Source organism: Clostridium sp. AM27-31LB, assembly GCF_003480745.1.
Lineage (GTDB): Bacteria > Bacillota > Clostridia > Lachnospirales > Lachnospiraceae > Butyribacter > Butyribacter intestini.
Genome location: NZ_QUJS01000001.1, coordinates 180,720 through 206,666 on the forward strand (window position 1 = coordinate 180,720; position 25,947 = coordinate 206,666).

Below are 25,947 nucleotides of genomic sequence, written 5' to 3' on the forward strand. Positions count from 1 at the left end.
ATACCTATTGATTTTAAATATTATATATAAGCCTGCAAACGATGTAAGGATTACGAGTGAGCAGTATTAAAAGGTATATTTAAAAATTGTGAAAGAGAGTGATAGGATGATTAAGATTGCGTTATGTGATGATAATGAAATCGAGAGGGGCATCCTTAAAAATGTCGTTGAGGGACTGTTAATTGATATTGGATATAGTGCTCAGGTATTTGAGTTTTCTTCAGGCGAGAAACTTCTTAGAAATTACTCAAGAGGAGATTATGATGTTATTTTTTTAGATGTTCAGATGAAACAGTTAGATGGCATTGAAACGGGGAGGGCTATCAGAGAAAAGGATGTGCAGGTAGAAATCATATATGCGACGAGCAGTGAAGCTTATATGAAAGAGGGATATGACATACACGCACTTGCATATTTATTAAAACCTTATCGTGTCGAAAAGGTAAGGGAGACATTAGAATATTACCTCAAAAAATATGATGTGAAAAAACAGGATGAGAAAACAGAAATGTTGGAAGTTACCATTCAGCAGAAGAAGATTTTTATAAGACAAAGGGATATATATTTCTTAGAGTCTATGGGCAGAGTGGTTAGTATCTATTGTAAAAATGGTGTTTTCAAGGTTTATTCAAGGCTTGGAGAACTTGAGGAAAAACTTGATTCCGATATGTTTTTGAGATGTAATCAAAGCTATATCGTCAATATCCTCTGGGTAAGTGATATAGTAGATTATGATTTTTATATGCCGGGGGACAGGCTGGTTCCTATCAGAAAGAGGGATAAAAAAGAGATAATTCAAAAGTTTTATAATAAGCGCAATGAAACCGATACACATATGGAAAAAATACACTAAATTTTGTTGGAGTCGGAAAATACGATTTGAAAGGAGGTGGCAGGATGTCAGAGAAAAATACAATTCTTATTGCTGATGATAAGGAAGTAAATAGAGAATGTCTGACAAGACTGTTAGAAGATGATTATAATATTCTTCAAGCAAGTGATGGGTATGAGGCACTGGAAATTCTTGATAAAGAAAAGGAAAAGATTTCTGCAGTTGTACTCGATATAATTATGCCGGGGCTTGACGGCTATGGTGTGCTTAACGAGATGGCATACAGAAAAATGCTGCCGAAGATACCGGTCATAGTGACATCAGTAGACGGAGACGAGCAGTCAGAACTTAAGGCATTGTCGCTGGGTGCAAGTGACTTTCTTGGAAAGCCTTACAATCCTATAATAGTCAAAAAAAGATTGCAAAATATCATTCACCTTAAAGAGACAGCATCACTTGTAAATTATCTTCAGATGGATACACTGACCGGAGTATATTCAAAAGAAACATTTTCAAAAAAAGCAAAAGAGCTTTTGAAAAGAAATAAAGATGTCCAGTATGCCGTATTATATTCTGATATTGAAAACTTTCAGCTTTTAAAAGATTTATTCGGAGAAAAAACAGGTGACAATCTATTAGTATTTATGGCAAAGGTGCTTAAGCATTATGTAAATAATGATGAGGTGTGTGGAAGAATAGAAAATGAGCATTTTGTCATTATCAAGAAATATGACAAGCTGATATTGCATGACCAGCTTGCCAATATAGTAAAGACAATAAATGATTTTCCGGTCAATATGAATTTAAGACTCAGATTTGGCATATATCTTACAGATGGCACTAAGATGTCGATGCACGCAATGATAAACAGAGCTATTCTTGCCGTAGATACCATCAGGGGCAGATATGGAAGATATATGGCATATTATGACAAAAAGATATGGGAAAAGCAGGTATATGAGCAGGAGATATTAAACTGCATGGAGGATGCCATAGATAAAGAGCAGTTTAAGGTATATTTCCAGCCAAAGTATGACCTTAATTCTGAAAAAGTTGCCGGTGCTGAGGCTTTGGTAAGATGGGTACATCCTGAGAAAGGCTTTATGAATCCGGCAGAATTTATCCCATTATTTGAGACAAACGGTTTTATCACTGAGCTTGACAAGTTTGTCTGGGACAAGACCTGTGAGTACATAGAGGAATGGAAGAGAAAAGGCTATCCGGTAGTGCCTATTTCAGTTAATGTATCAAGAACAGATATATATAACCCTGATTTTATGGATATAATAATGGGAATCATTAAAAAGCACGGGCTTGAACCTGAAAACATACACTTGGAGATTACGGAGACGGCATATACCGAAAATCCGCAGCAGATAATAGAAGTTGTCAAAAAACTTAAGCTTCTCGGATTTATAATAGAAATGGACGATTTTGGTTCAGGCTACTCATCTTTAAATATGCTCAATGAACTGCCGATAGACATATTGAAACTTGATATGGGATTTGTTCAGGGAGATTTAAGCACGAACAGCAACAATATTTTGAGCTTTATCATAAGCCTTGCAAAATGGATGGATTATGCCGTAGTCGCAGAGGGGATAGAGACGGAAGAACAGATACAGATGCTTAGAAACATGGATTGCAATTTTGTTCAGGGATATTATTTTGCAAAGCCGCTTCCACCGGAAGAATTTGAAAAGCATCTTATTGAGCACAGTATCTTAAATAATGATATGGAAGGGCTTGAGATGAACTTCTCGGATGCGACATTCAGAAAATCACCGGGAACAATGCTTATAGTTGATGACCTTGTGCTTAACAGAAAGATACTCAGTGCGTCATTTAGCAGATATTTTAAGACCGTTGAAAAAGAGAACGGTGCTGAGGCATTGGAATATATCAAAGACCATGCCGATGAGATAGATGTTATCATGCTCGACCTTGTAATGCCCGTTATGGACGGCTTTACATTGATGAAGCAACTTAAGATGGAAAACAAATATGCACACATTCCGATAATCGTCACATCACAGGGCGGTGACAAGAGCGTAGAAAAATCATTTGCACTCGGAGCAACAGACTTTGTAGAAAAGCCGTACAATCCACGCATAATCATGCATAGAGTACAAAATGTAGTTATGGCATATAAAAATGCAAGGTCAGAAGCAGCGGCAACAAATGAAAAGAATGACAGCGTGTCATAAGAAAATTAAAATACATATGATAACAAAAACCTGACGGGATTTTTAAACCGTCAGGTTTTTGTGGTTTTGGGAGCATAATAGTTAAGTTAAACATTTTTTGCGATTTTTATGCAATAGCTGTTTTTATATGAAATTTTAAACAATACATTTATGTGATATGGATGGTTATCCCCATTTTTTTAGCTATGGATTTAGCTTTGTAAAAAGTATCATTATCTGAAATTTCAAGACTTAATTCTTCTAGGTTTCGCATTTTTTCCAATATAAAAATATCGTCTATATTCGTACCGGAATACTTCAAATACTTTATTTTATCGAAATAAATAATTTTGCTGAATGTTATATTGGAATATTCTGCATCACTTGATTTAGCAAAAATTATAAGTGAATTAAATCCGGTTGTAGTTTTATATTTAATATCATTAAAAAAGCAAAAAACATTTAATCTGCCGGAAGACTGAGTTCGGTCATTGTTACGAAAAAATAATGAGACTCCTTCTTGTTTTGTTTTTTTAATTCCTCCTTGTTCTTCAACTATCTGATTGATTTTATCAAAATGTTTTTTATTGTTATTTATATACTTATATATGATTTTTTGAATAATATTAGTTTTCTCAAAAATATTATCCGATTGATATATTTTTTCACAGGCATATATAGTTATTTCTGAAATCTTATCATCTTTAGTGCAATTATTATCAATCCAAAAATCCTCACCGTATTTTTGTTGTATTATTTCATTGATTTCATCAAGATAGGGATTTCGATTGATATATGTATTTAATTTTATTACTATGATGCTTATAAAAGTAATTAAAACTATTGTTGTTAAGAGAATAATTGTTGATTTTATCCTTGTATTTTCTTTTAGTTTATTGCTCATTTATATCCCTCACTTCGATTTAAGTATATACTAAATGTTTATTTTTTAAAAGTATGATATTGTTTTAAAACTCAAGAAATTTACCACTTTAGCCGAAATAAAAGTATAGATATTTTATTTATAAGTCATAGGGTGATTGCGAAACTAACTATATGTTGTGTCAATTGCATAGATATAACAAATAATATCGTCGGCACGCTTTCGCTATGTTGTCGTTCGTAGCAGTACATAAATCAGCAAAAAACGCTGATTAAGTGCTGACGACGACAAAAATGCCGACTAACACTATTTGTTATATCTGCACAATTTAATCAAGATTTATGATGGTTTCGCAAACGCCTATATAAGTCATAAATGAAAGGTGAGAAATCGATGAATGTGAATATAAGAGACATATACAACAGGACGGCAAATGTGTCCGGCGGCAGGGCAGGAGTTTTAAACGGTTCTATGCTTGCGATAGGAAGTAAGGGGCAGGTTGTTGAAGGTGTTGTATCGAAAGTTTCAAATCAGATTTCCATCAACTTTAACGGTGTTGAGGTGGCAGTACCAAAGACCGCAGTACAGAATGCCAGGGAGGGCGAAACTAGAAGATTTAAGATCATGGATGTGTCTAAAGATAATATCGTGCTGAAAGAAGTTGGAAACGGTGGTTTGGCATCCGGAGCGGTGGCTGTCAGTCATACGACGGTAAGTTCGGGTGTAAATTCAGGCACTTATGGTTACAGAACGGGCACTTCAGGCAGTTCGGGAAGTAAAGATGCGGCAGCAGCCAAAACTGAGATGAATAAAAATCTTGCGGTTCTTACAGGGGATGATTACAAATGTGTTGAGGAGTCAGAGGGTTCTGTAGATAAATGCGAGGAAGAATATGTTGACAAAGCTGTTGAAAAGATGAAACAGCAGAAACTTGACAATGAGCAGAACAGGGAAGAAAACAAAAAAGATATTGATGAGTTTGAGGAAGAACTTAAAAAAATTCAGGCAACAGGCTCTCTTGATGCAAAGGCAGAAGCCGGTCTAAAAAAGATTTTGGAAAATTCAGGTATTCCGGTCACGGCGGAAAATATTTCAAAGATAGTGTCTGCACTTCAGATGAGTTCTTCTGCACTTAATATGTCTGACGATACAAAGGCATATATTGTAGGTAACTCGCTTACACCAACGATAGAAAATATATATCATGGTCAGTATTCTGGAAGTGATGCTTTTGACGGAGAGGTCTATGACGCTGAAATCTGGAAACAGATAGAGCCACAGGTGGAAAGGCTTATAGATGCAACGGGGCTTGATAAGGAAAGTGGTGCAGCAGATGCGAAGTGGCTTTTTGCAAATGACCTTCCGGTTACGGCAGATGCACTTAAGACAATGTCCGTGTTAAATGATATAAGTTCTGATATGTCAGCAAAGACGGCATTTGAACAGATACTTCAGTCTGTTGCGGCAGGGGCAGAGCCTGAGCAGGCATCACTCGATACATCAGAGTTTGTTATAGCGAGAAGCATTATAAATAATTTTGCGGCGATAACGGATGCGGATATATCAACGGCAGTAAAAGCTGCGGTCGGTGATATTGCATTTGCAAATGAAAATTATTCAGGTAACGGTGTATTAAATCTTGAACTTTTAAGACAGGCGGCAGCCTACAATAAGGCAAATTCAGGGATTGCTGATATTTCTTCAAATAATATTCCGACTATGGTAGTTGAGGGAATGAGCGATATGCAGGTTGAAGAAGTCATGGCAAAAAGATATGTCGCAGAGATATGCCTTAAGATGACTACACAGTCTGTTATGAATATGAGACAAAAAGGAATAGATATAAATACTGCACCACTCGAACAGGTAGTGGAGGAATTAAGAAATGAAGAAAACGCTGTCTATACGACAGGTGCGGCAGGTGATGTTAGTGATGATGAACTCAGCCTTTTGCAGGAGACTTTGCAGCAGAAAGCAGACATTGCAAATGCACCGGCATCACTTATCGGAAGAACAGTAAGACAGCAAAATCTTCTCACATTAAATGAACTTCATGCAGCAGCTTCGAGTGAGACTTACGGCAGGCAGCAGTATGGACAGCTTTATGAGATGGTTTCTACACAGGTAGATGCTTCTTATGGTGACTCAATCCAAAAAGCGTTTGCGAGTGTTCCAAATCTTCTCAAAGAGCTTGGTATGGAAGATACAAATGCAAATGAGAGGGCAGTAAGGATTCTCGGCTATAACGGCATGGAGATAACAGAGGAAAATGTGCTTTCAGTTAAAGAATACGACGCTGTCTTAAACCGGGTTATCGACAATATGAAACCATCGACTGTCCTTGAAATGATAAGGCAGGGTGACAATCCGCTTGACACCTCGATAAGTGACCTTGATAAGAAACTTTCGGATATAAATGCCATGAAGGATTTAAGTACAGAGGAAAAATACAGTAAATATCTCTGGCAGCTACAGAAGTCGGGGGATATTTCAGAGCAGGAGAGAGAGGGATATATTGGTATCTACAGGCTTTTAAACAATATTGAAAAGTCGGATGGTGCAGCAATCGGCGCAGTCTTACAGTCTGACAGGGAAATGACGCTTGGAAATCTTTTGACAGCGGTAAGAACAATGAAAAATCATGGTATCGACACAAAGATAGATGATGATTTTGGCGGACTTAAAGAGCTTAATTTTATGGCTTCATCAATAACAGAACAGATAAATGAGGGCTTTAGTGCAGCACATACAGAAAATCAGGAGAATGGTTCTGAACTTTCAGGCAGAAACAGACAGGCTCAAAATCAGTCAGAGCAGACTTCGGTAGATGTGCAAAACACTGATGTTTCAGAGGAAGAAAGCATTAAGGGAAGATATTTTGACACTCTTGTTTCAGATACGCTCGATGAGATTTCACCGTCAAAACTTGATGAGGTTGCAAATGGTGATATAGGTAGTGTACTTAATACATCACTTGAAATGTTTGCACAGCAGGTTAAAGAGGCTGACGGTGACAAGGAGATTGAAAAGGCATATTATGATGCGAAAGCAGAAAATGTCAGAACTCTTGAAGCTGAGAGAGGTCAGATAAGAGATATTCTTGCAAATCTTGATATACCTGCGACAATGGAAAATATCGAGGCGGCATTGAATTATGTCGAAAATTCATATAATCCTTTAAAAGAGAGTTATAAGCGTAAAGATGTGCTCGACAGTGAGAAGCAGACAGAGTTTGAAGAATTGACAGACAGTATGTCAGAGGTGCTTGATTCTGAGGAAAGTATTCAGGAAAAGTGCAAACAAGCCGAAAAATATATGGAAGATATATTAAACAGGTCATATGAACAGCCTGATATAAGATATGAGGATTTAGACAGTCTTAGAAGTCTTTCTAAGGGAATAAATTTAAGTATGCTTATGGCAGAGAGAAGAAGTTATGATATTCCGATAAAAACAGGGGATACTATTACAAATATGAATGTCACCATTATACCAAGTGACGATGACAATGGTAAAGTAAAGGTAAGTATCAGAGGAAACAGTTCTGATGAAGATAATGTTTTGCGGCTCGGTGATGTTACGGCAGAAATTAAAGTTGTGGGAGAGTCTGTTAAGGGGTATGTTCTTGCGGGTGAAAGGCAGGGTTATGAACTTTTGAAAGAATCATCAGATAAGCTTACAAAAGCGTTAGAAACTGCCGGATTTGAAGTTAAAAATATATCATATGGAATGAACAGAGTATCACAGACAGACGGATTTATGGCAGGTAAAAGCGATGCAGATACATCAGCTCTTTACAAGGCTGCAAAGATAATAACGGCACATTTGGTGTCAGTGTCAAAACAGTAAAACAGAAAACGGATTATATCAAAGAAAGGAAAGGGAATTTTCATGAAAATAAATCACAATATATCAGCTCAGCTTGCAAATGTAAATTTAAAAAAGAATGATAACAGATTATCTTTAAGTATGCAGAAGTTAAGTTCAGGATATAAGATTACAAAAGCGGCTGACGATTCAGCAGGACTTGCAATTTCAAACAAGATGCGCACACAGATACGCGCACTTGACCGTTCTGCACAGAATGCGGAAGACGGAGTATCAATACTGGAGTCAGCAGATGGAGCATTATCAGAGATTCATAGTGTGTTACAGCGTGTGCGTGAACTTTGTGTACAGAATGCAAATGATACATATACATTGGAGGATAGGGAGACAGCTCAGAAAGAAGTTGACCAGCTTATGGACGAGATAGACCGTATTTCAAGTACGACTGAGTTTAATGGAAGAAGCCTTTTTGATGGTTCAGCATCAAGAACGATGTCAAGCAGTGTTGATGGAGTGAAGGCAGTATCAGTGTCAATGGAAGCAACGGCTGGAACATACAGTTTTACGGTTGTAAGCAATGCAACGGCTGCATCTGTTTCAGGTATTTGGAATAAGATAACAACTCCTGCAACGAAAGATACTTCTTTCTCAATAAATGGCGAAACGATAAATATAACAAAAGACGAGCCGAAAGAACAGATAGAAAAAGATATTATTGAAGCTTGTCAGAAGATGAACTTAAGTTATAGTACATCCGGAAAAATTACATCAAATGCTGCCGGAGATGATTATTATGTTGAAATTAATTATGAAGACGGTACAAAACAGAAAAATGTTGGAACAAATGCTGAGGTAACACTCGGACAGGCTGCGGCAGGTCAGACAGGATTTACAGACAGTGCAAGATACACGGCAAAAGGAAATCTTTTGAATATAATTGATGAGGACGGTGTTGAGATGACGGTTGAACTTCCGTCAGGTGATAAGGCATTACCAAACAATAAGACTGTAGGAATGAAAGTATATGATGCGGGATATATGACAATTCAGATTGGAGCAAACGAGCATCAGACACTTGACATGGATTTTCCTACTGTATCATGCGATGCACTTAAACTCAGGGATCAGAATGGAAAAGATTTATTAAATGTCTGCACAAATTATGGTGCTTCTAACGGAATAGCACTTGCAGATACGGCAATCAGACAGATATCGACGGCACGTGCTAAGCTTGGTGCATACCAGAATCGTCTTGAGACGACAGTTTCAAGTTTAAATGTGTTTGGAGAAAACATGACAGAGTCAATGTCAAGAATCATTGATACAGATATGGCAAGCGAGATGACAGAATATACTCAGCTTACTGTATTGCAGCAGGCAGCAACATCAATGCTCTCACAGGCAAACAACAGACCACAGACGATAATGAGTCTCCTTCAGGGTATGTAGGAAGCGAGGAAAGTAAAAATTGACAAGTGAAGAAAAAAGACAATTTACTGCACGCATATCACAGGCAAACAAAAGTGAGCTTGTAGTGATACTTTTTGAAATGTTTGATTATTGTATAGAACAGGCGGAGGATGGTTTTAAAACAGAAGATTTACAGAAAGCAGACAGTTATCTTAAAAGTGCAAAAGGTTGTGTTAGTGAATTAAGGGGAAGTCTGGATATGGGATATGAGATTTCGCATAATCTGTACAGTATATATACATATGTGAACAGACAGCTTACGGCTTCAATAATCAAAAGAAAACCTGTAAATATAGACAGTGTAAAAGAAAATATGGAAAAACTTCGCAAGTCATTTGAAGAAGTAGCAAAACAGGATACATCAGGTTCAGTAGTACAGAACTCCCAAAAAGTATATGCCGGACTCACTTACGGAAAAGGAACGCTCAATGAAGTGTTTATGGATAATGAGGCGGCAAGAGGGTTTAAGGCTTAAGGGGGTATGGTGTTATAAACGGACGCAGGTCTTTATATATATTTTACGCTCAGACACGCTTTCGCTCGGATAACATCGTAGCAGCACATAAATGAGCATAGTACGCTCATTAAGTGCTGACGATGTTATAACGGTCTCCGCTGCAAAATATATATTAAAGACCTGCTGTGCGTTGGGGACGATTAGGTATAGAGCAATTATGGATATTTATTGTATATAGAAAAATATATTCCCTGTTCCTGCGTCCGTATATTAATCTGTTAAGTTTGCTTTTATTTCCTCAGCAATTTTCTCGCCGTCAGCACATTCTCCCTGTGCCCATTTAATGTCGATGTTGTCGTCCTTCATTCTTGGTATGAGGTGCACATGGAGGTGAAAGACTGTCTGTCCTGCTGCCTCACCATTATTCTGAAGTACATTTAATCCATCATAATCATAAGTTTCTTTAATAGCTTTTCCACATTTTTTAGCGATTGCAAATATTTTTTTGCCGTATTCGTCAGGCAGTTCAAAAAGATTTGCTGCGTGTGTTTTAGGCAGGATGATGGCGTGTCCCTTTGCAGCCGGTGCGGCGTCAAGAATTACCTTAAAGTCATCATCTTCGTAGATTGAGTTTGTAGGTATCTGACCGTTTGCAAGTTTACAAAAAATACAGTTGTCATCAATATGTTTGTTCATAATAATCCTCATTTCTGCACACATTTTTTGCATATCAAGTTTGTGTCAAGTGTGCACAGACACAAACTTGTGTGTGAAAAATTTATTTTTCGCACTACATTTTTACTCTAATATAAAAAATACTATATCTGCATAATTAACACAGCACATAATCAGTTTTGCAATCACTTTAAAAATTAAATATCCTGTCAAATGACTTAAGAATATTAAAATTGCCTTTTGCTGTTACGGAACCTGTCATAAATGCTTCCTGGAGTGTTATCTCTCCGGAAATAATTCTGTCTATGACAATATGATTTGCTTTAAGCGTAGCTGTTGCATCCGGCTTTTCTCCATAGTAGCAGTTTAATTTTGAATTGTCCATATCAAGTACCAATGTCTGACTTTGGTCTGATATATTTAATGCAAAAGAGATTGCCGTATCGGGAATAGGATTAAAATGTGTTCTAAATGCATTAATATATTTGTCGTCATCCCCGTTTTTATTTAATATGTTTGCAAATAAGGATGCAGTATCAAGTTCCGTATCCTTATCTGAAGTGGAAGTGTCTGTATCATCATCCATAAGATTTTTGAAAAGCTGAGTAAGTTCTTCAATATCTTCTTTCTGCCTTTTAACATAATTATCATCTGACACATACATCGAAAGTTCTTCACTTTCCTGTGGTGTAAGAGTCATAGGTTTGACAGCCTGTGAAGTCTCTACAACGGCATTGCTGCTCGATGGAAAAGTTACCATTTTTTTTGTAAATGTACGGTAAAAGTTCTCGGCCTTTTTCTCTATCAACATTCCATAGTCATTATTGGTTTCAAAATCAACTGAACTGCTTACATATGCACATATTCCGTCACAAGGTGTGCCGCCGAGTATCTCCCATGCTTTAGTGAGCGTCTGGTAAGCTTCTTTTTCACCATAAGTTGTCGAAAGGACAACGGGCATCATATAGAGTCTGCGTATTGCATCTTTGTCTCCGTAAAGCCAGCAGGCATCAAGAAACTGCTGCAAAAGACCTCCAATACCAAACCATTCGACAGATGCGGTGATTATAACGGCATCTGCTTCCTTTAAGGTTTTTGGAAGTACGGAAATACCGTGCTTATCTTCGTAAAGATTATAGCGTTTGACATTTACATTAAGTTCATCAAATACGGTTGTAAGTTTATCCATAACATATATTGACGGGTCATCGATAAGACCTCGTCCGCCATAATAAATATTTATTGTAGTCATATGTTCCCTCATTTCTTTGTTGTTATGATGTGCAAAACAATTTATTTTGTTTATTTAACACTATCAGGAAAATATTTTCCGATATGTTGGGATAGCAATTAATAGTGTTATGAGCAGGTAGCAGAGCAGATTGCAAAATCCGCTTAACTATATTTTTTGCGTTTTATGCGTAAAGAATATAAAACAAATGCGACTAAAAAGCCGGATACTATTCCGCCGATATGTGCGGCATTATCAACTCCCTGACTTGTAAAACCGCCATAAAGACTTAAAAATGCCACAAAAATAATCTTCATAAGGTCAAGACTGTGTGCATGGAAATAATTTATCAGTATGACGGCTATCATTCCGCCGGTCATGCCAAAGATAGCACCCGATGCTCCGACTGACTGCACATAGTCATTATTTGACATATTATAAAGCATAGATGTTAAGCCTGCAATAATACCTGATGAAAAATAAACAATAATATAATTTATTTTGCCGACTGCAAGTTCAAAATAGCTTCCGATAACTAAAAGCACTATCATATTGTTGTATAGATGGTCGATACCGGCGTGCACAAACATTGATGTAAAAATACGGTAGTATTCTTTTTTATTGAAAAAAAGATCCCAGCCGAGTGCAAATTTATCGGATATGTCTTCTGAACCCGGAGTGGAGATTATTGACATGATTATAAATACAATAATATTTATTGCAACAATTCCTAAATTTACAGGGGCAAGTTTAACATTTACTTCTTTGTCCAGTATGGAAGATGATTCATTGTCAGAAGCGGAAACATCTAACGGCTTTGTGGCAAGCATATTTTCAATGGGGTTTCTTAAAGTAAGAAATTCATCACAAGCCGTTTCAAATATCATAAGCTGTTTTTGTGACGGGATTATGCGCCAGCAGCTTACATTATCAGTTAAAAGTCGTTTGATACAGGTATCATCTTCGCTTATCAGAAGATACAAAAAACGGTATCTGAGACTATTATTATTTGTGGCAAAAGTTCGTATCTGTCTTGAAATATTTTCAAATTGTTCCCTTGAATATAGATTTCCCTTTGTCTCATCGACGGTCACGATGGCAAGCGTTTCGTCATCACTGACTTTTATGTTTAGAAATATTCCGGGGGTATTTAATATTATCGGTTTAAAATCATTTTGAACATAAATGCTGCTCAACAAATCTGTCATAAAAAACCTCGCTTTAAATTAGATTTAACAATATCATGAAAGTGGCAGAGTGGATTGCGAATATCTGCCGGACTTTTAAAATTAGTATAGCACAAAATCAGTTACTTTTGAACTTTTGTCGAAAATCTATACTAAATGACGCATGATTAGGGGTAGAAAAGGGGCGGACAAGGTCGTACTATATATTCGGTACCAAAAAAGAATAAAAGACTGGAGGGAAGAACATGAAGTTTTTTCTGGAGCATTATGATGGTGTGCTTTTGATGCTTGGAGCAGGTGGTATCACAATTTTAGCAAAGACTATAGTGGCGTGTATATATACTGAACTTTTGCATCAGGTACATCATATTTCTACAACTAAGAATAAATGGATGAAAAACACGATTTCTAAATATGAGACTACATATAAGATGAATCTTAAGATAAATGATACAAAGAGTTTTGTTTTTATGCAGATGAAGGATGTAAAGTATCTTGGGATAAATCTGTATAATCTGAAAAATACCGGAATATATGGTGCGGCAGTCACAACGGTAATCTATGTATTTTACATGATCGGGGGATATTATGAGAGTGCGTCAGCGCAGTGGTATATAAAAATGTCGATTGCGTCAGGAATGGTGCTTCTTGCAATTTTTATTTCTGAACTTTTTTTGCAGTTAAAAAGAAAGGACAGGATGTTAAGACAGGAATTGTATGATTATATTGAAAATAATATGAAACCGCATCTTTTAAAAAGTATGGTTCAGTCTCAAAAAGCTGCTGATGAAAAGAAAAAACAAGACGAGGCAGAAGCGGCAGTGGCAAATGAGAACAATTCTTTACAGAGTGTTGATGCAGGGCAAATGAGTGATAAAAATAAACTACAAGAGGGAGCCGCTTGTCAGAAAGAAGCTTTTGATGAAGATGCTTTCGACCGTGAGGAAATTGAATTGTTTGAGGAAATTATGGAGGGAATATATGGAGAAGAAATATAGTATTTCAGATGCATCAAGGCAGGTTGAAGTTGAAAACCATGTTTTAAGATACTGGGAGGAGGAACTTGGATTAAACATACATAGAAACTCAAAGGGGCATAGATTTTATACGGACAGGGACATAAAGATACTCCGTGATGTTAAGGATTTAAAGGAACAGGGATTTTTGCTCAAATCAATCAAACTTATTATACATGATATTGATAATGTAAGAAAAATGAATCCAAATGAGCAGTATAAATTGCGTGAGGAGTTAAACCAGAAAATTCAGGATGAGGAGGAAAATAACTCCAATAAAGCAAAAGCTGTAAACGGTTTTATGATTTCAAGAAGTCAGTCTGTGCAGACGGACAATGTTGTGCAGTTGGAAAACAAAAATATGTCAGGAGCTGCCGGACAGGTACTTAATATTCAGAAAGGCGAACTTGGACAAACGGCTTTTAAACAGGGGGAACAAAGAAGTGTTGCCGTACCTTCCGAGGAAAAAATAAAAAGGTTTGAGCTGATGCTCAGAAAAATGGTTGCAAATGTTGTGGAGGAGGGGCAGAAAGAGTCTGAGCAGAGAATATCGGACAATGTATCAACAAAACTTATGAAAGAGATAAATTATATAATGATGCAGAAAGACGAAATGGCGGCAAAACAGACAAAACTGCTAGAGGAGATACTTCAAAAAATTCAGTCACAGAGTTTGGAGGAGGTAGCAGCGACAAGCCAGATAAAGCAGCTTAAGACAAAGGAGAAGAAAAAAGATGATAAAAAGGATAAGGTTAAGGAAAAAGGTAAAAATAAAAGAGGACTCAGGATTTTTGGGTAGCATCAGTTTCTTATCATTTATCCACAAAACTGTCAAAATCCGCCGATTTATATATGTAACAGTTCAGCCCCTCATTTATTACATTCGTAAACCTGCCAGCAAGCTGTCAGTCGCTGCTATGCAGCTTGTGTTTACTTCATTTCATAAATGAAAGGCTATTACGCCCCAAAAAACAAGTCAATAATACATTGAGCAAGCTCATGTATTATTGACTTATCTTTTTTGGGCTGAACTGTTACTTATGTATTGAAAACAATTTTTTTCTCTTGACATACCACCACGCAATTTAGTATCATGTTGAAAGATAAAGACTAGGAAAAAGAGGAGTACACATCGTAGTCCATCAGAGAGAACGGTTCACTGGCTGAAAGACTGTTCAGGCACGAAAATGTGGAATGTAGCTTTGGAGTTGTGGATATGAAAGCCGTTTTTTTGACAAGTTGTGGATATGATTGTGTGAGACAGTGATGCACGATCATATGAGAAAAAGACAGCGGTTTAAAGTCAGAGAAAAACGGTCATTAGTTTTCATCGGGTCATTCCGTTAAAGATGCAGAGATATATTTAAACAAAGATAAGCTGCATTTATTATACTATGTATTATGTGCAGTGATGATGGTTTAAATATTAAAAAAGGTGGTACCGCGTGTATTGATTATTCGCCCTTTATCCGTATTTATACGGGTAGAGGGTTTTTTATTTTAGAAAGGAAAAATTATCATGGCAAAAGAATTAGAGAAAAACTATAACCCTGCCGACATTGAGAAAAGAACTTATGATAAGTGGCTTGAGAAAAAATATTTTCATGCAGAAGTAAACAGGGACAAGAAACCGTTTACTATCGTTATGCCGCCACCTAATATCACGGGACAGCTCCACATGGGACACGCCCTTGACAATACTTTGCAGGATATTCTCATCCGTTTTAAGCGTATGCAGGGATATGAAGCACTCTGGGTTCCTGGAACCGACCATGCTTCTATCGCAACTGAGGCAAAGGTTGTTGAAAAACTTGCTAAAGATGGAATTAAAAAAGAGGACATTGGACGAGAAAAGTTCCTTGAGCATGTATGGGACTGGAAGAAGCAGTACGGTGGTCGTATTGTTGAACAGCTTAAGAAGATTGGTTCTTCATGTGACTGGGACAGAGAGCGTTTTACGATGGACGAGGGATGTTCTAAGGCAGTTAAGGAAGTTTTCGTAAAACTTTACAATAAAGGGCTTATTTACCGTGGTGAGAGAATAATCAACTGGTGTCCTCATTGCCTTACATCTATATCAGATGCGGAGGTTGAGTATGAGGATCAGGCAGGACATTTCTGGCATCTTCGTTACAAGACTACAGACGGAACAGGCTATATAGACCTTGCAACAACAAGACCTGAGACACTTCTCGGAGATACAGCTGTAGCAGTAAATCCAAAAGATGACAGATACAAGGATATGATAGGAAAGATGCTCGACCTTCCTATTGTACACCGTCAGATTCCTATTATTGCAGACGAATATGTAGATATGGAATTTGGTACGGGTGTTGTTAAGATTACACCGGCACATGACCCTAACGACTTTGAAGTTGGACTTCGCCACAATCTTGAAGTTATAAATGTACTTACTGATGATGCAAAGATAGTTGCAGATTATCCTAAATATGCGGGAATGGACAGATATGAGGCGAGAAAAGCAATCGTAGCAGACCTTGAAGCAGAGGGAGCACTTCTTAAAGTAGAAGACCATGAGCATAATGTAGGAACCTGCTACCGCTGTCATACAACAGTAGAGCCAAGAGTCTCAAAACAGTGGTTCGTTGCAATGGAAAAACTTGCAAAACCTGCTATCGAAGCCGTAAAAAAAGGTGATACAAAGTTTGTTCCACCTCATTTTGATAAGACATATTACCATTGGTTAGAAGGAATAAGAGACTGGTGTATTTCCCGTCAGCTTTGGTGGGGACATAGAATTCCCGCATTTTACTGTGATGACTGTGGAGAACTTGTTGTTACTAAGGAAGATGGCTGCACTTGTCCAAAATGCGGCAAACCTATGCGTCAGGACCCTGATACACTTGATACATGGTTTTCATCAGCACTCTGGCCTTTCAGCACACTTGGCTGGCCTGAAAAGACAGAGGAGATGGACTATTTCTATCCTACAAGCACTCTTGTAACAGGATATGACATTATATTCTTCTGGGTTATCCGTATGATGTTCTCAGGACTTGAGCATACGGGAAAAGTACCGTTTGATACAGTTCTTATCCATGGACTTGTTAGAGATAGTCAGGGAAGAAAGATGAGTAAATCGCTCGGAAACGGAATTGACCCGCTTGAAGTTATAGATAAATACGGTGCAGATGCACTCCGCTTTACGCTTGTCACAAACAACGCTCCGGGAAATGATATGCGTTTCTACTGGGAGAGAGTTGAGGCAAGCCGTAACTTTGCAAATAAGGTATGGAACGCTTCAAGATTTATCATGATGCATCTTGGAGACAACGAGATTACAACACCTGAGTATGACACTCTCAAAGTTGAGGACAAGTGGATATTGTCAGCGGTAAACACACTTGCAAAAGAAGTTACTGAGAATATGGAAAAATATGAACTTGGTGTAGCCGTTCAGAAGATAAATGACTTCGTATGGACAGAGTTCTGTGACTGGTATATTGAGTTTGTTAAGCCTAGACTTTTTGCAAAGGATGAGGATAAAGAGTCAGCCAACGCTGCATTCTGGACACTTAAGACGGTACTTATCAACTCGCTTAAATTACTTCATCCATATATGCCTTTTATCACGGAAGAAATATTCTGCACACTCCAGTCAGAGGAAGAGTCTATCATGATTTCAAACTGGCCTGAGTTTAAGGATGAGTGGGACAATAAAGCTGCTGAGAATAAAGCAGAGCTTATGAAAGCACTTACAAGAGGAATAAGAAACAGAAGAAGTGAGATGAATGTAGCACCATCAAGAAAAGCTAAGGTATATATCGTGGCAGATGATGATGCGACAAAAGAGACACTCACATCACTTGTATCTTCATATCAGCACCTTATCTCTGCGTCAGAAGTACATGTACAGTCTGACAAGACAGGCATCGAGGACAATGCAGTATCAGTAGTTATAGATAAAGCAACAATCTATATGCCACTTGCAGACCTTGTTGACCTCGCAAAAGAAAAGGAGCGTCTTGAAAAAGAAAAGAAACGCCTTGAGGGAGAGCTTAAGAGAGTAAACGGAATGCTTAACAATGAGAAATTCATGAGTAAGGCACCGGAAGCTAAGATAAATGAGGAAAAAGCAAAACTTGAGAAATATCAGGCAATGATGAGCAAAGTAGAAGAAGAACTTGCTGCATTATAATGAGATGATGATGTAAGTATCAAAAGAAAAGCCCCTATAAGATTGCAGCTTATAGGGGCTTTTTCTGACAAAAAATACTTGACACATCACCCTTGATAAGCCTAACCAGGCAAGGCGAAATTGATGTAGTCTGCTAAATGATGCACTATAGATTGGCTGCTAAATTTTACAGGATTAAAATTTCTTAGATATTTTATCAAAAATCACGAAAATGATAATGAAAAATAAACGGAATTTTGTCTAAAGTTTTCAAATCTTATCAAATCTCATTATTTTGGAATTTTTATTGTGAAAAATACACAAAAGATAAGGGACAATATGTGAAAAATACAAATAGAAATCAGTGAACATAATTGTTATTATCTAAAAAACGAAATATTGCTTATTAAATGCAAACAAAATATAATGGAAGGAAGAAAAACATTTATGGGGAAAATTGATGTAGCGACAAAACAATATATGTCGCATAAAAATGTAATAGCAGATGCCTTTAATTTTTATGTGTATGACGGTGCACAGGTGATAAAGCCTGAAAGATTGCAAAAAATAGATACTGTAGAGTTTATGATGCCATATGGAAATGATGCCAAAGCCGCCGTACAGAAAATGAGAGATAATCTTATGGTATGGGAAAGTGTTACAGATGGAGATACAGTATATGTTGTTCTTGGCACGGAAAATCAGGATAAGATACATTATGCAATGGCTGTTAAAAATATGCTTTATGATGCATTGCAGTATGCAAAACAGGTAGAAGAGGCAAAAAAATCATATCGTGACAAGAACAAAACTGCGGATATTAAATTAAGCTCAGAAGAATTTTTATCGGGATTTAGAAAACAAGATAAGCTGATGCCGGTGATAACATTAGTTGTTTATTTTGGGGATAAAAGCTGGGACGGAGCTAAAAGTATCCATGATATGTTTTGTGTAAATGACGGGCATATCTTAAAATATATCCCGGACTATAAAATAAATCTGATAGAGCCGGTAAAGGTTTCCGATAATGAATATGAAAAATTCAAGACCGATTTGGGTTCAGTGTTGCAATTCATCAAGCACCAGTCGGATGAAGATGGAAGCTGGATTAAGGGAAAACACAGGTTTAAGAGTGTTGAGAGAGAGGCGGTGGAACTGATAAATATGATAACGGGTGCAAATATTGCCGGCAATGAGAAAGAAGAGGTGGTTGATGTGTGCAGAGCATGGGAAAATTCATTAAAAAAAGCAAAAGATGAGGGACAGCGTGAAGGAAGACTTGAGGGAGTGCGTGAGGGAGAAATCCATGGAAGACGTGAAGGAAAAATTGAGGGAAAAATCGAGGCATATGTGGATTGTGATATGACTATACCTGAGATTGCAAAGAAGGTGTCTAAGTCAGAAGAATATGTTAAGGAAGTTATTAAAAAAATATCGGCTGCTTGTCTTTGAAGATTTTAGTATAAAAAAATATAAATTTTTCACTGTCAGTGTTACCATGAACGGCGATTCCCTACTTGCATTTATAAGGCAACTAATATATAATTTTATTATAGTAGCGGTATTATAGCAAATTATCGCTGTTATTAAGGAAGGGAGGAGGGTATCATGGAAGATAAAGCAAACGCAGAGGTTCTTGGCGGAGGAGAGGTTACATTTTCAGATGACGGATCTGAGGCGTACCTTTGTATCATTACAACAGATAAGACAAAATCAGACTATACGGTTGAAGATCTTGCAAAGAGACTTAAAAATGCAGGCGTAGTAAATGGCATTGACAAAGCAGAGTTACAGAAGGTAATAGATGAAAGGATTTACAATGTACCTGTCAAGGTTGCTGAGGGAAAAAAGGCAGTTGACGGGATTGACGGCTGGTATGAGTTTTTATTTCAGACTGAGATAGACACGAAACCTAAGATTTTAGAAGATGGTTCTGTGGACTATTCTGAGTATGGAGATGTGCCTACTGTTGAAGAAGGTCAGAAAGTTGTTATATATCATCCGGCAATACCTTCTGAAGATGGTGTTTCCGTAAGAGGAGAGACAATCATTGCTAAAAAAGGTAAAGAACTTGCACGACTAAATGGCAGAGGTTTTATCTATGACAATGAAAAAAAGGAGTACTATGCAAAGTACGATGGAAAGATAACATATCGTGATGACAGACTTCAGATAGAGTCTGAGCTGATTATAGAGGGCGATGTGTCTTTTACAACAGGAGATGTTACATTTCAAAATGACATTCATGTTCGTGGAAATGTTCTTACGGGAGTTAAAGTTATATCTGAAAGAGGAAGCATTATCGTAGATGGTTATGTCGAGTCAGCGGTACTTAAGGCGAAAAAAGATATAGTGCTTAAAAACGGAATGCAGGGCAACGGCAAGGGATACCTTGAGGCAGGGGGGAATGTTACCGGAAAGTTTTTTGAGCAGGTGCAGATAAAAGCTGTCAATGATGTAAATGCAAATGCCATTATGAATTCTGATATTGAGTGCGGTCAGGATGTCATTGTCTCAGGAAAGTATGGAATAATAATAGGCGGAAAGGTATCTGCAACCAGGTATATTCATGCTACTATTATCGGAAATATGTCTGAGGTAAAGACTACGATAAGTGCAGGTGTTGACGGTGATCTTTTTGCAAAACTGACAAAGTGTGAACAGGATATGTCGGCGGTGAATGGAGAACTTGCCAAGATTACAAATGTACTGGGTCAGATACAGATTCTTATGGAAAAGTCCGATAGAAAGGATCTTGGGGATAAGAAGATGGCACTTATGCGTACAAAGATAGAAAAAGATACGAGATTAAGTGAATTGACAAAAAAGAAACAGGATATTGTTGAGAAGATGGGAAAAGCAAATCTTGCAAAGGTTACGATTGAAAAAGTCATTTATCCGGGAAATGTTATTGTTATAAATGGTGTGAGAGCAGTCGTGACTGAGGAAGAACATCATGTTGAGTATGCAAGGCGGGGGGCAGGAATCATAGTGTATAAGATTGGGGAATAAAATTGCACTCTGGATGTCTGTGTCATGAAAAGACATTATAAAAGTTTGTCAAAGAAAAAGCAGATGGTGAGTATGCAATACATAAAAAGATTGTCGCAAGTTGCGGCGGATAATAGTTGATGAATATCGGGAGGTAGTGTAATATGGATTTTGAAGCGGAATTGGCAAAATTTCAGCCTAGTTTGGAGATAGATCAGGCAGAGGATGCTATTTACGGAAATAATACAACTGATGTGACGGATTTACTTCAGAGTATTTTAAAGGATGAAAAAGCAGGAAGAAATACAAAGAAAAATAAATCAGCAGGATGGGTGGAAGAATAATGAATTGTCCAAGATGCAATGCCAATGTAGCTTTTAGCAAGAAAAGGTGTGATAATTGCGGTCATGATCTGAAGAATTACCGTAAGGTTGTCAGCCTGTCAAATACTTATTATAATAAGGGACTATCACAGGCAAAGGTCAGGGATCTGTCAGGTGCCGTGTCATCCCTGAAACTTAGTCTTCAGTATAACAAATTAAATACAAATGCAAGAAATCTTTTAGGATTGATATACTTAGAAGAGGGCGAGATAGTTGCTGCTTTGAGTGAGTGGGTCATAAGCAGGCATTATCAGGCAGAAAACAATGATGCGGAGGATTATATCAGACAGATACAGTCAAATCCAAACAGACTTGAAACATATAATCAGACTATAAGGAAATATAATTCAGCATTGAATTCTGCAAAACACGGTGACGAAGATATGGCTGTTATCCAGCTTAAGAAAGTTGTAAATCTTAATCCTAACTTTATAAGAGCACACCAGCTTTTAGCTTTGCTCTATATGATGACTGGAAAAAAGGATAACAGGGTAAAGGCGTTAAAACTTCTCAGACATATAAGTAAAATTGATGTTACTAATACTACTACACTCAGGTATATGAAAGAGTTGTCGGATGTCCATTTAAGAGGAGAGAGCCAGAGAGTACAGCCGAAACCATCTAAGGAACAGCCAACGGAAAGAAGAACTTTACCAAAGGTTGATCCGGATGCATATAAGACAATAACTCCATATAAAGAGGAACGACCGTCTATAATGCCTTTTATAAATGTGGTGGTAGGAATGGTTATAGGACTTGCACTTATGTATTTCCTTATAATTCCACATATGAAATCAAAAGATGCAAACAGTGCGAATAATAATTTTAAACAGTACAGTGAGCAGCAGGCAGCAGATGATAGTGATTCATCATCTTTAAAGAGTAAGAATGAGTCTTTGCAAAAGGAGATTGATGGTTTGAAAAGCCAGTTGAAGGAACTTCAGGGTGATATAAATACCGAAGATGGAAAGACCATACTAGACATATATGATGATCTTTATAGTGCGGCAAGTTCATATCTGGCAAACGATAGTGAAAACGCTGCAAAAAAACTTTTAAAGATTGATGAAAATACACTTAAAAGTGAATATGCAAAAAAGGTGTACAAGAGAATAAAAGAAAATACATTTGCAACTATGTCGGAAAAATTATATCAGCAGGGATATACGCTCTATAGCAGTGGTGATTATGGAAATGCCATAAAGACATTGAAAGAGGCTGTTAAATATGACGAGACTAATGTGAAGGCACTTTATTTCTTAGGCAGAGGTTTCCAAAAACAGCAGAAATATGATAAGGCAAAGAAGTATTATGAGACTATTATCAATGATTTCCCTGATTCAGACAGAGTTGCTCTCTCTAAAGCGAAATTAACAGAAATGGGTTATTAGTCTTTAAAATATAAGCATATCTGTTTTGATTTGCAAAATGGTTAAGAGAGATAAGTATGACAAAGACAGAGGTCTGTCGTTTATGTGACTTAAATGTTGCATACGGCAGACTTTTTATTTTTGTAAAAAATATATATTTGCGAAATTGGTTATAGATAGTGTTAGTTGCACAGACATAATAAAATATGCTCTCGAAAGTATTCGTTTTGAGAAGATACCGGGAGTACATCAAATAAGAAGAGAGGAGTGTGTATATGCTGCATTACGAAATTCAAGGTGATAGTCTGATTATTTATATTAAAGATGAACTTGATCACCATGCGGTTACTTACTTAAGGGAGACTTCCGACAGGCTTATAGAAGCCGGAAATGTAAAAAATATAGTTTTTGATTTTAAAGATGTAAGTTTTATGGATAGTTCCGGGATAGGACTTATTATGGGAAGATATAAAAAGGTTATGTTTATCGGCGGAAAAGCGGCAGTTACAAATGTGGGAAATGCTGTTGACCGTATATTTAAAATATCAGGATTGTATAAGATTATAGAAAAATATGATACCATACAGGAGGCTTTATATGAGAATAGAATTTGAGAGCTGTTCGAGCAATGAGGCATTTGCAAGAACTGTAGTTGCGGCATATATAACAAGGCTTAATCCCACTCTTGAGGAGTTGTCAGATGTAAAGACGGCTGTTTCGGAAGCGGTGACAAATGCCATAATACATGGCTATGAATCGGGACCGGGAAGTATTTTTATGACTTGCAATATACATAATAATGATGTGGAAATAGAGATAGAAGACTTCGGGGTCGGAATAGCTGATATTGATAAAGCTATGGAACCGTTATACACGACAAGACCTGAATGGGAGCGTTCGGGGATGGGGTTTGCTTTTATGGAAGCGTTTATGGATGAGATGAGAGTGGAATCTGAGGTATCAAAAGGAACTAAGATTTATATGAAAAAGAAAGTAGGAGCAAAATAGCATGCATGATGAAGTGAAATGTTTGCTAAAGAAAGCCAGAGCAGGAGACAGGGAGGCAAGAAATGAACTTGTAAAGAAAAACATGGGACTTGTCTGGAATGTTGTAAAAAGATTTACGGGCAGGGGATATGATGCGGAAGATATATTTCAGATAGGCTGCATAGGACTTATAAAGGCAATTGACAATTTCGATATGAGTTTTAATGTCTGTTTCTCAACATATGCAGTGCCGATGATAATGGGCGAGATAAAGAGGTTTTTGCGGGATGATGGGATGATTAAGGTCAGCAGGACATTGCGGGAAAATGGCTGGAAGATAAAAAAAGCGGCAGAAAAGATAAGCTATGAAAAAGGCAGAAATGCAAAGATAAGCGAGATTGCTGCTGCAACGGAGATAACGGAGGAGGATATTGTACTTGCACTTGATGCAAATTCGGAGATTGATTCTATTTATAAGAGCGTTTACAGGGATGATGGCAGGGAGGTTATGCTTGTAGACCAGATTGTGGCAAAAGAAACAGTAAGTGACAGAGAAAAGGAAAAAGTTATAAATCATATACTTATCGACAATCTTATAAAAAAATTAAAAGGCAGGGAGAAAAAGATAATTGAGTACAGATATTTTAAGGAAATGACGCAGACGCAGATAGCGGACAAACTTGGCATAAGTCAGGTTCAGGTCAGCAGACTTGAAAAGAAGATATTGAAGCGTATGTATATTGAATTAAATTCATAAGAGTTGATGCAGAATAATTCAAGTAAAGATTATTATAGTTTTGCAAATGCCTGTTAAACTTATAATAGAAGAGACATTGTTTATGTTTGTGCAATATAAATAAATATTTAAAAAGGGGCATTTTGTGAATAAACAAAAAATAATAAGCCATACTACTGTTATCATGAAGTTAAGGTTCACATCTTTAGTGTGACAGATAACATCACAAAAATATTTTGGAGGTTTGTGAAAATGATGAGAAACAGAGGATGGCTTATTGCCGTTATTATAGGAATAGCACTTATGACAACAGTATGTTATTTTACGATACAGAGAAATACACGCACGGAATATACAAACGGAAGGATTATTTAGACAGACTTATTGAAATATATTTTACTGAGCAAAAGATAATGATGTTTTTTAATAAAAGTTCAAGAAGAAGGCTGAAAACAGAAATGAGGGCTAAATATGAGTCAGGTTGAAAATAAAACGCTTTATATAAAAGCGTCACAGAGCAAACAGGTTACAAATAAGAGGATAATTCTTTCTGATGTACTCGATATTATATCGCTTGACAATGATGCGGTAAAACGTGCCGGTGATATTGTTCTCCATACGGTAAAAGGTGACAGGAACGAGAAAGTTATTTTTTCTATTACAAAAGTGATAAATATGATACAAAAGGAGTGCCCGGCATTTAGTATCGTAAACATAGGTGAACCGGATTTTGTGGTCGAATATAAGATACCCGTGAAACCAAATCCGGCATGGGAGTACACAAAGCTTGCCATAACCTGCATAATCGTTTTTTTCGGAGCAGCATTTACTATTATGACATTTAACACGGATGTAAGTGTAGGTGATGTTTTTGATGATTTTTATAAGATAGTAAAGGGAGTGGACAAGAACTCGGGAAGCATACTTGAAATATCATATAGCATTGGAATACCGATAGGGATATTGTGTTTTTATAATCATTTTAAAAGTGACAAGGTGCATGATGACCCGACACCTGTTCATATTGAGATGCGAAAGTATGAGGAAGATATGAACAAGGCTATCATAAAAGATGCGGATAGAGAGGAAACTATAAGAAAATAAGAGGAGAGATATGGAGATAATACAGGAAGTGGCACTTGCCATTATAGGTTTTGCCGGAGGTGTTTCGGTGGCAGCGGGAACATTTGCTCTTATCACGGCACTTGGCATAGTTCCGAGACTTGCCGCAAGGATGGGAGTTGCAGGTCATGTGTATAAACTTGAGAGTGTTATAGTGCTTGGAGGGACGATAGGAAGTCTTTTATCCGTATATCATTTTCCAATGAGGATAGGGGATGTTGGACTTGTCATATTCGGCATATTTGCGGGAATTTTTGTGGGATGCCTTTCAATGGCACTCGCTGAAGCGGTCAAGGTTTTTCCTGTGCTGTGCCAGAGAATAAATTTAAGTTATGGCATTTATCTTCTTATATTTATGATGGCAGCGGGAAAATTCCTCGGCACATTATATCAGATGTATTTTGAACGCAAGTAGCGAAAGTGGATTGTCAATGTCCGTTTTACAGGAACAGAAA

At 37.1% G+C, this 25,947-nt stretch carries 22 protein-coding genes; 18 read left to right on the forward strand and 4 right to left on the reverse strand.

What is annotated here, in order from left to right; translation table 11 throughout:
• Positions 1-106 precede the first annotated feature (106 nt).
• Positions 107-853: a LytTR family DNA-binding domain-containing protein gene (locus DW721_RS00755; RefSeq protein WP_118744489.1), complete on the forward strand. Its 747-nt coding sequence runs from the start codon at positions 107-109 to the stop codon at positions 851-853.
• Positions 854-897: 44 nt separating this feature from the next.
• Positions 898-3,039 carry an EAL domain-containing protein gene (locus tag DW721_RS00760; protein ID WP_022013386.1) on the forward strand — a complete coding sequence of 714 codons (2,142 nt, stop codon included), beginning with the start codon at positions 898-900 and terminating at the stop codon, positions 3,037-3,039.
• 148 nt (positions 3,040-3,187) lie between these two features.
• Here DW721_RS00760 and DW721_RS00765 read toward each other — a convergent pair whose 3' ends face one another.
• Entirely contained in the window at positions 3,188-3,922 is a 735-nt protein-coding gene (locus tag DW721_RS00765) for a hypothetical protein (protein WP_118744490.1), read from the reverse strand.
• Between the two features lie 372 nt (positions 3,923-4,294).
• Between DW721_RS00765 and DW721_RS00770 the strand changes: the two genes are divergently transcribed.
• The 3 genes from DW721_RS00770 to DW721_RS00780 are packed head-to-tail and all read left to right on the forward strand — an operon-like array spanning position 4,295 to position 9,674.
• The gene (locus DW721_RS00770) at positions 4,295-7,750 is read left to right on the forward strand and encodes a DUF6240 domain-containing protein (RefSeq protein WP_118744491.1); all 3,456 of its coding nucleotides are present in this window, start codon (positions 4,295-4,297) and stop codon (positions 7,748-7,750) included.
• Positions 7,751-7,792: 42 nt separating this feature from the next.
• A complete protein-coding gene (locus DW721_RS00775; protein ID WP_118744492.1) occupies positions 7,793-9,178 on the forward strand; it encodes a flagellin in 1,386 nt (461 codons plus the stop codon).
• A 19-nt stretch (positions 9,179-9,197) separates the two neighbouring features.
• Positions 9,198-9,674 (forward strand): flagellar protein FliS, encoded by a 477-nt coding sequence (locus DW721_RS00780; protein ID WP_022013639.1) that lies wholly within the window; start codon positions 9,198-9,200, stop codon positions 9,672-9,674.
• A gap of 252 nt (positions 9,675-9,926) precedes the next feature.
• Here the strand turns inward: DW721_RS00780 and DW721_RS00785 are convergent, their stop codons facing one another.
• The 3 genes from DW721_RS00785 to DW721_RS00795 form a co-directional block, all read right to left on the reverse strand.
• Complete coding sequence (locus DW721_RS00785) at positions 9,927-10,352, reverse strand: HIT family protein (RefSeq protein ID WP_118744493.1); 426 nt, start codon at positions 10,350-10,352, stop codon at positions 9,927-9,929.
• Between the two features lie 169 nt (positions 10,353-10,521).
• Complete coding sequence (locus tag DW721_RS00790; RefSeq protein ID WP_022013641.1) at positions 10,522-11,583, reverse strand: SCP2 sterol-binding domain-containing protein; 1,062 nt, start codon at positions 11,581-11,583, stop codon at positions 10,522-10,524.
• Between the two features lie 143 nt (positions 11,584-11,726).
• Entirely contained in the window at positions 11,727-12,770 is a 1,044-nt protein-coding gene (locus DW721_RS00795) for a rhomboid family intramembrane serine protease (RefSeq protein ID WP_118744494.1), read from the reverse strand.
• A gap of 224 nt (positions 12,771-12,994) precedes the next feature.
• On the opposite strand from DW721_RS00795, the gene DW721_RS00800 reads away from it, so the two are divergent.
• The 13 genes from DW721_RS00800 to DW721_RS00855 all read left to right on the forward strand — a co-directional run bounded on the left by DW721_RS00800 (position 12,995) and on the right by DW721_RS00855 (position 25,907).
• Complete coding sequence (locus DW721_RS00800) at positions 12,995-13,747, forward strand: hypothetical protein (RefSeq protein ID WP_118744495.1); 753 nt, start codon at positions 12,995-12,997, stop codon at positions 13,745-13,747.
• Positions 13,731-14,564, forward strand: a complete 834-nt coding sequence (locus tag DW721_RS00805) for a helix-turn-helix domain-containing protein (protein WP_118744496.1) — start codon at positions 13,731-13,733, stop codon at positions 14,562-14,564. The genes DW721_RS00800 and DW721_RS00805 overlap by 17 nt, the downstream gene beginning before the upstream one ends.
• A gap of 720 nt (positions 14,565-15,284) precedes the next feature.
• On the forward strand, positions 15,285-17,924 hold the full coding sequence (locus DW721_RS00810) for a valine--tRNA ligase (protein WP_022013645.1): 2,640 nt from the start codon (positions 15,285-15,287) through the stop codon (positions 17,922-17,924).
• A 426-nt stretch (positions 17,925-18,350) separates the two neighbouring features.
• Entirely contained in the window at positions 18,351-19,355 is a 1,005-nt protein-coding gene (locus tag DW721_RS00815; RefSeq protein ID WP_182436157.1) for an Rpn family recombination-promoting nuclease/putative transposase, read from the forward strand.
• A 156-nt stretch (positions 19,356-19,511) separates the two neighbouring features.
• Complete coding sequence (locus DW721_RS00820; protein WP_118744498.1) at positions 19,512-20,915, forward strand: FapA family protein; 1,404 nt, start codon at positions 19,512-19,514, stop codon at positions 20,913-20,915.
• Between the two features lie 143 nt (positions 20,916-21,058).
• A complete protein-coding gene (locus DW721_RS00825; RefSeq protein ID WP_022013315.1) occupies positions 21,059-21,238 on the forward strand; it encodes a hypothetical protein in 180 nt (59 codons plus the stop codon).
• Complete coding sequence (locus tag DW721_RS00830) at positions 21,238-22,668, forward strand: tetratricopeptide repeat protein (RefSeq protein WP_022013316.1); 1,431 nt, start codon at positions 21,238-21,240, stop codon at positions 22,666-22,668. The genes DW721_RS00825 and DW721_RS00830 overlap by 1 nt, the downstream gene beginning before the upstream one ends.
• Before the next feature lie 254 nt (positions 22,669-22,922).
• Entirely contained in the window at positions 22,923-23,261 is a 339-nt protein-coding gene (spoIIAA, locus tag DW721_RS00835) for an anti-sigma F factor antagonist (RefSeq protein ID WP_022013317.1), read from the forward strand.
• Positions 23,245-23,655 (forward strand): anti-sigma F factor, encoded by a 411-nt coding sequence (spoIIAB, locus tag DW721_RS00840; RefSeq protein WP_022013318.1) that lies wholly within the window; start codon positions 23,245-23,247, stop codon positions 23,653-23,655. Before spoIIAA ends, spoIIAB begins: the two co-directional genes overlap by 17 nt.
• Position 23,656: 1 nt before the next feature.
• Positions 23,657-24,391 (forward strand): SigF/SigG family RNA polymerase sporulation sigma factor, encoded by a 735-nt coding sequence (locus DW721_RS00845; protein ID WP_022013319.1) that lies wholly within the window; start codon positions 23,657-23,659, stop codon positions 24,389-24,391.
• Between the two features lie 231 nt (positions 24,392-24,622).
• Complete coding sequence (locus DW721_RS16555; RefSeq protein WP_022013320.1) at positions 24,623-24,745, forward strand: hypothetical protein; 123 nt, start codon at positions 24,623-24,625, stop codon at positions 24,743-24,745.
• Between the two features lie 96 nt (positions 24,746-24,841).
• Positions 24,842-25,474 (forward strand): stage V sporulation protein AA, encoded by a 633-nt coding sequence (locus DW721_RS00850; RefSeq protein WP_022013321.1) that lies wholly within the window; start codon positions 24,842-24,844, stop codon positions 25,472-25,474.
• 10 nt (positions 25,475-25,484) lie between these two features.
• Complete coding sequence (locus DW721_RS00855; RefSeq protein ID WP_022013322.1) at positions 25,485-25,907, forward strand: stage V sporulation protein AB; 423 nt, start codon at positions 25,485-25,487, stop codon at positions 25,905-25,907.
• Positions 25,908-25,947 lie beyond the last annotated feature (40 nt).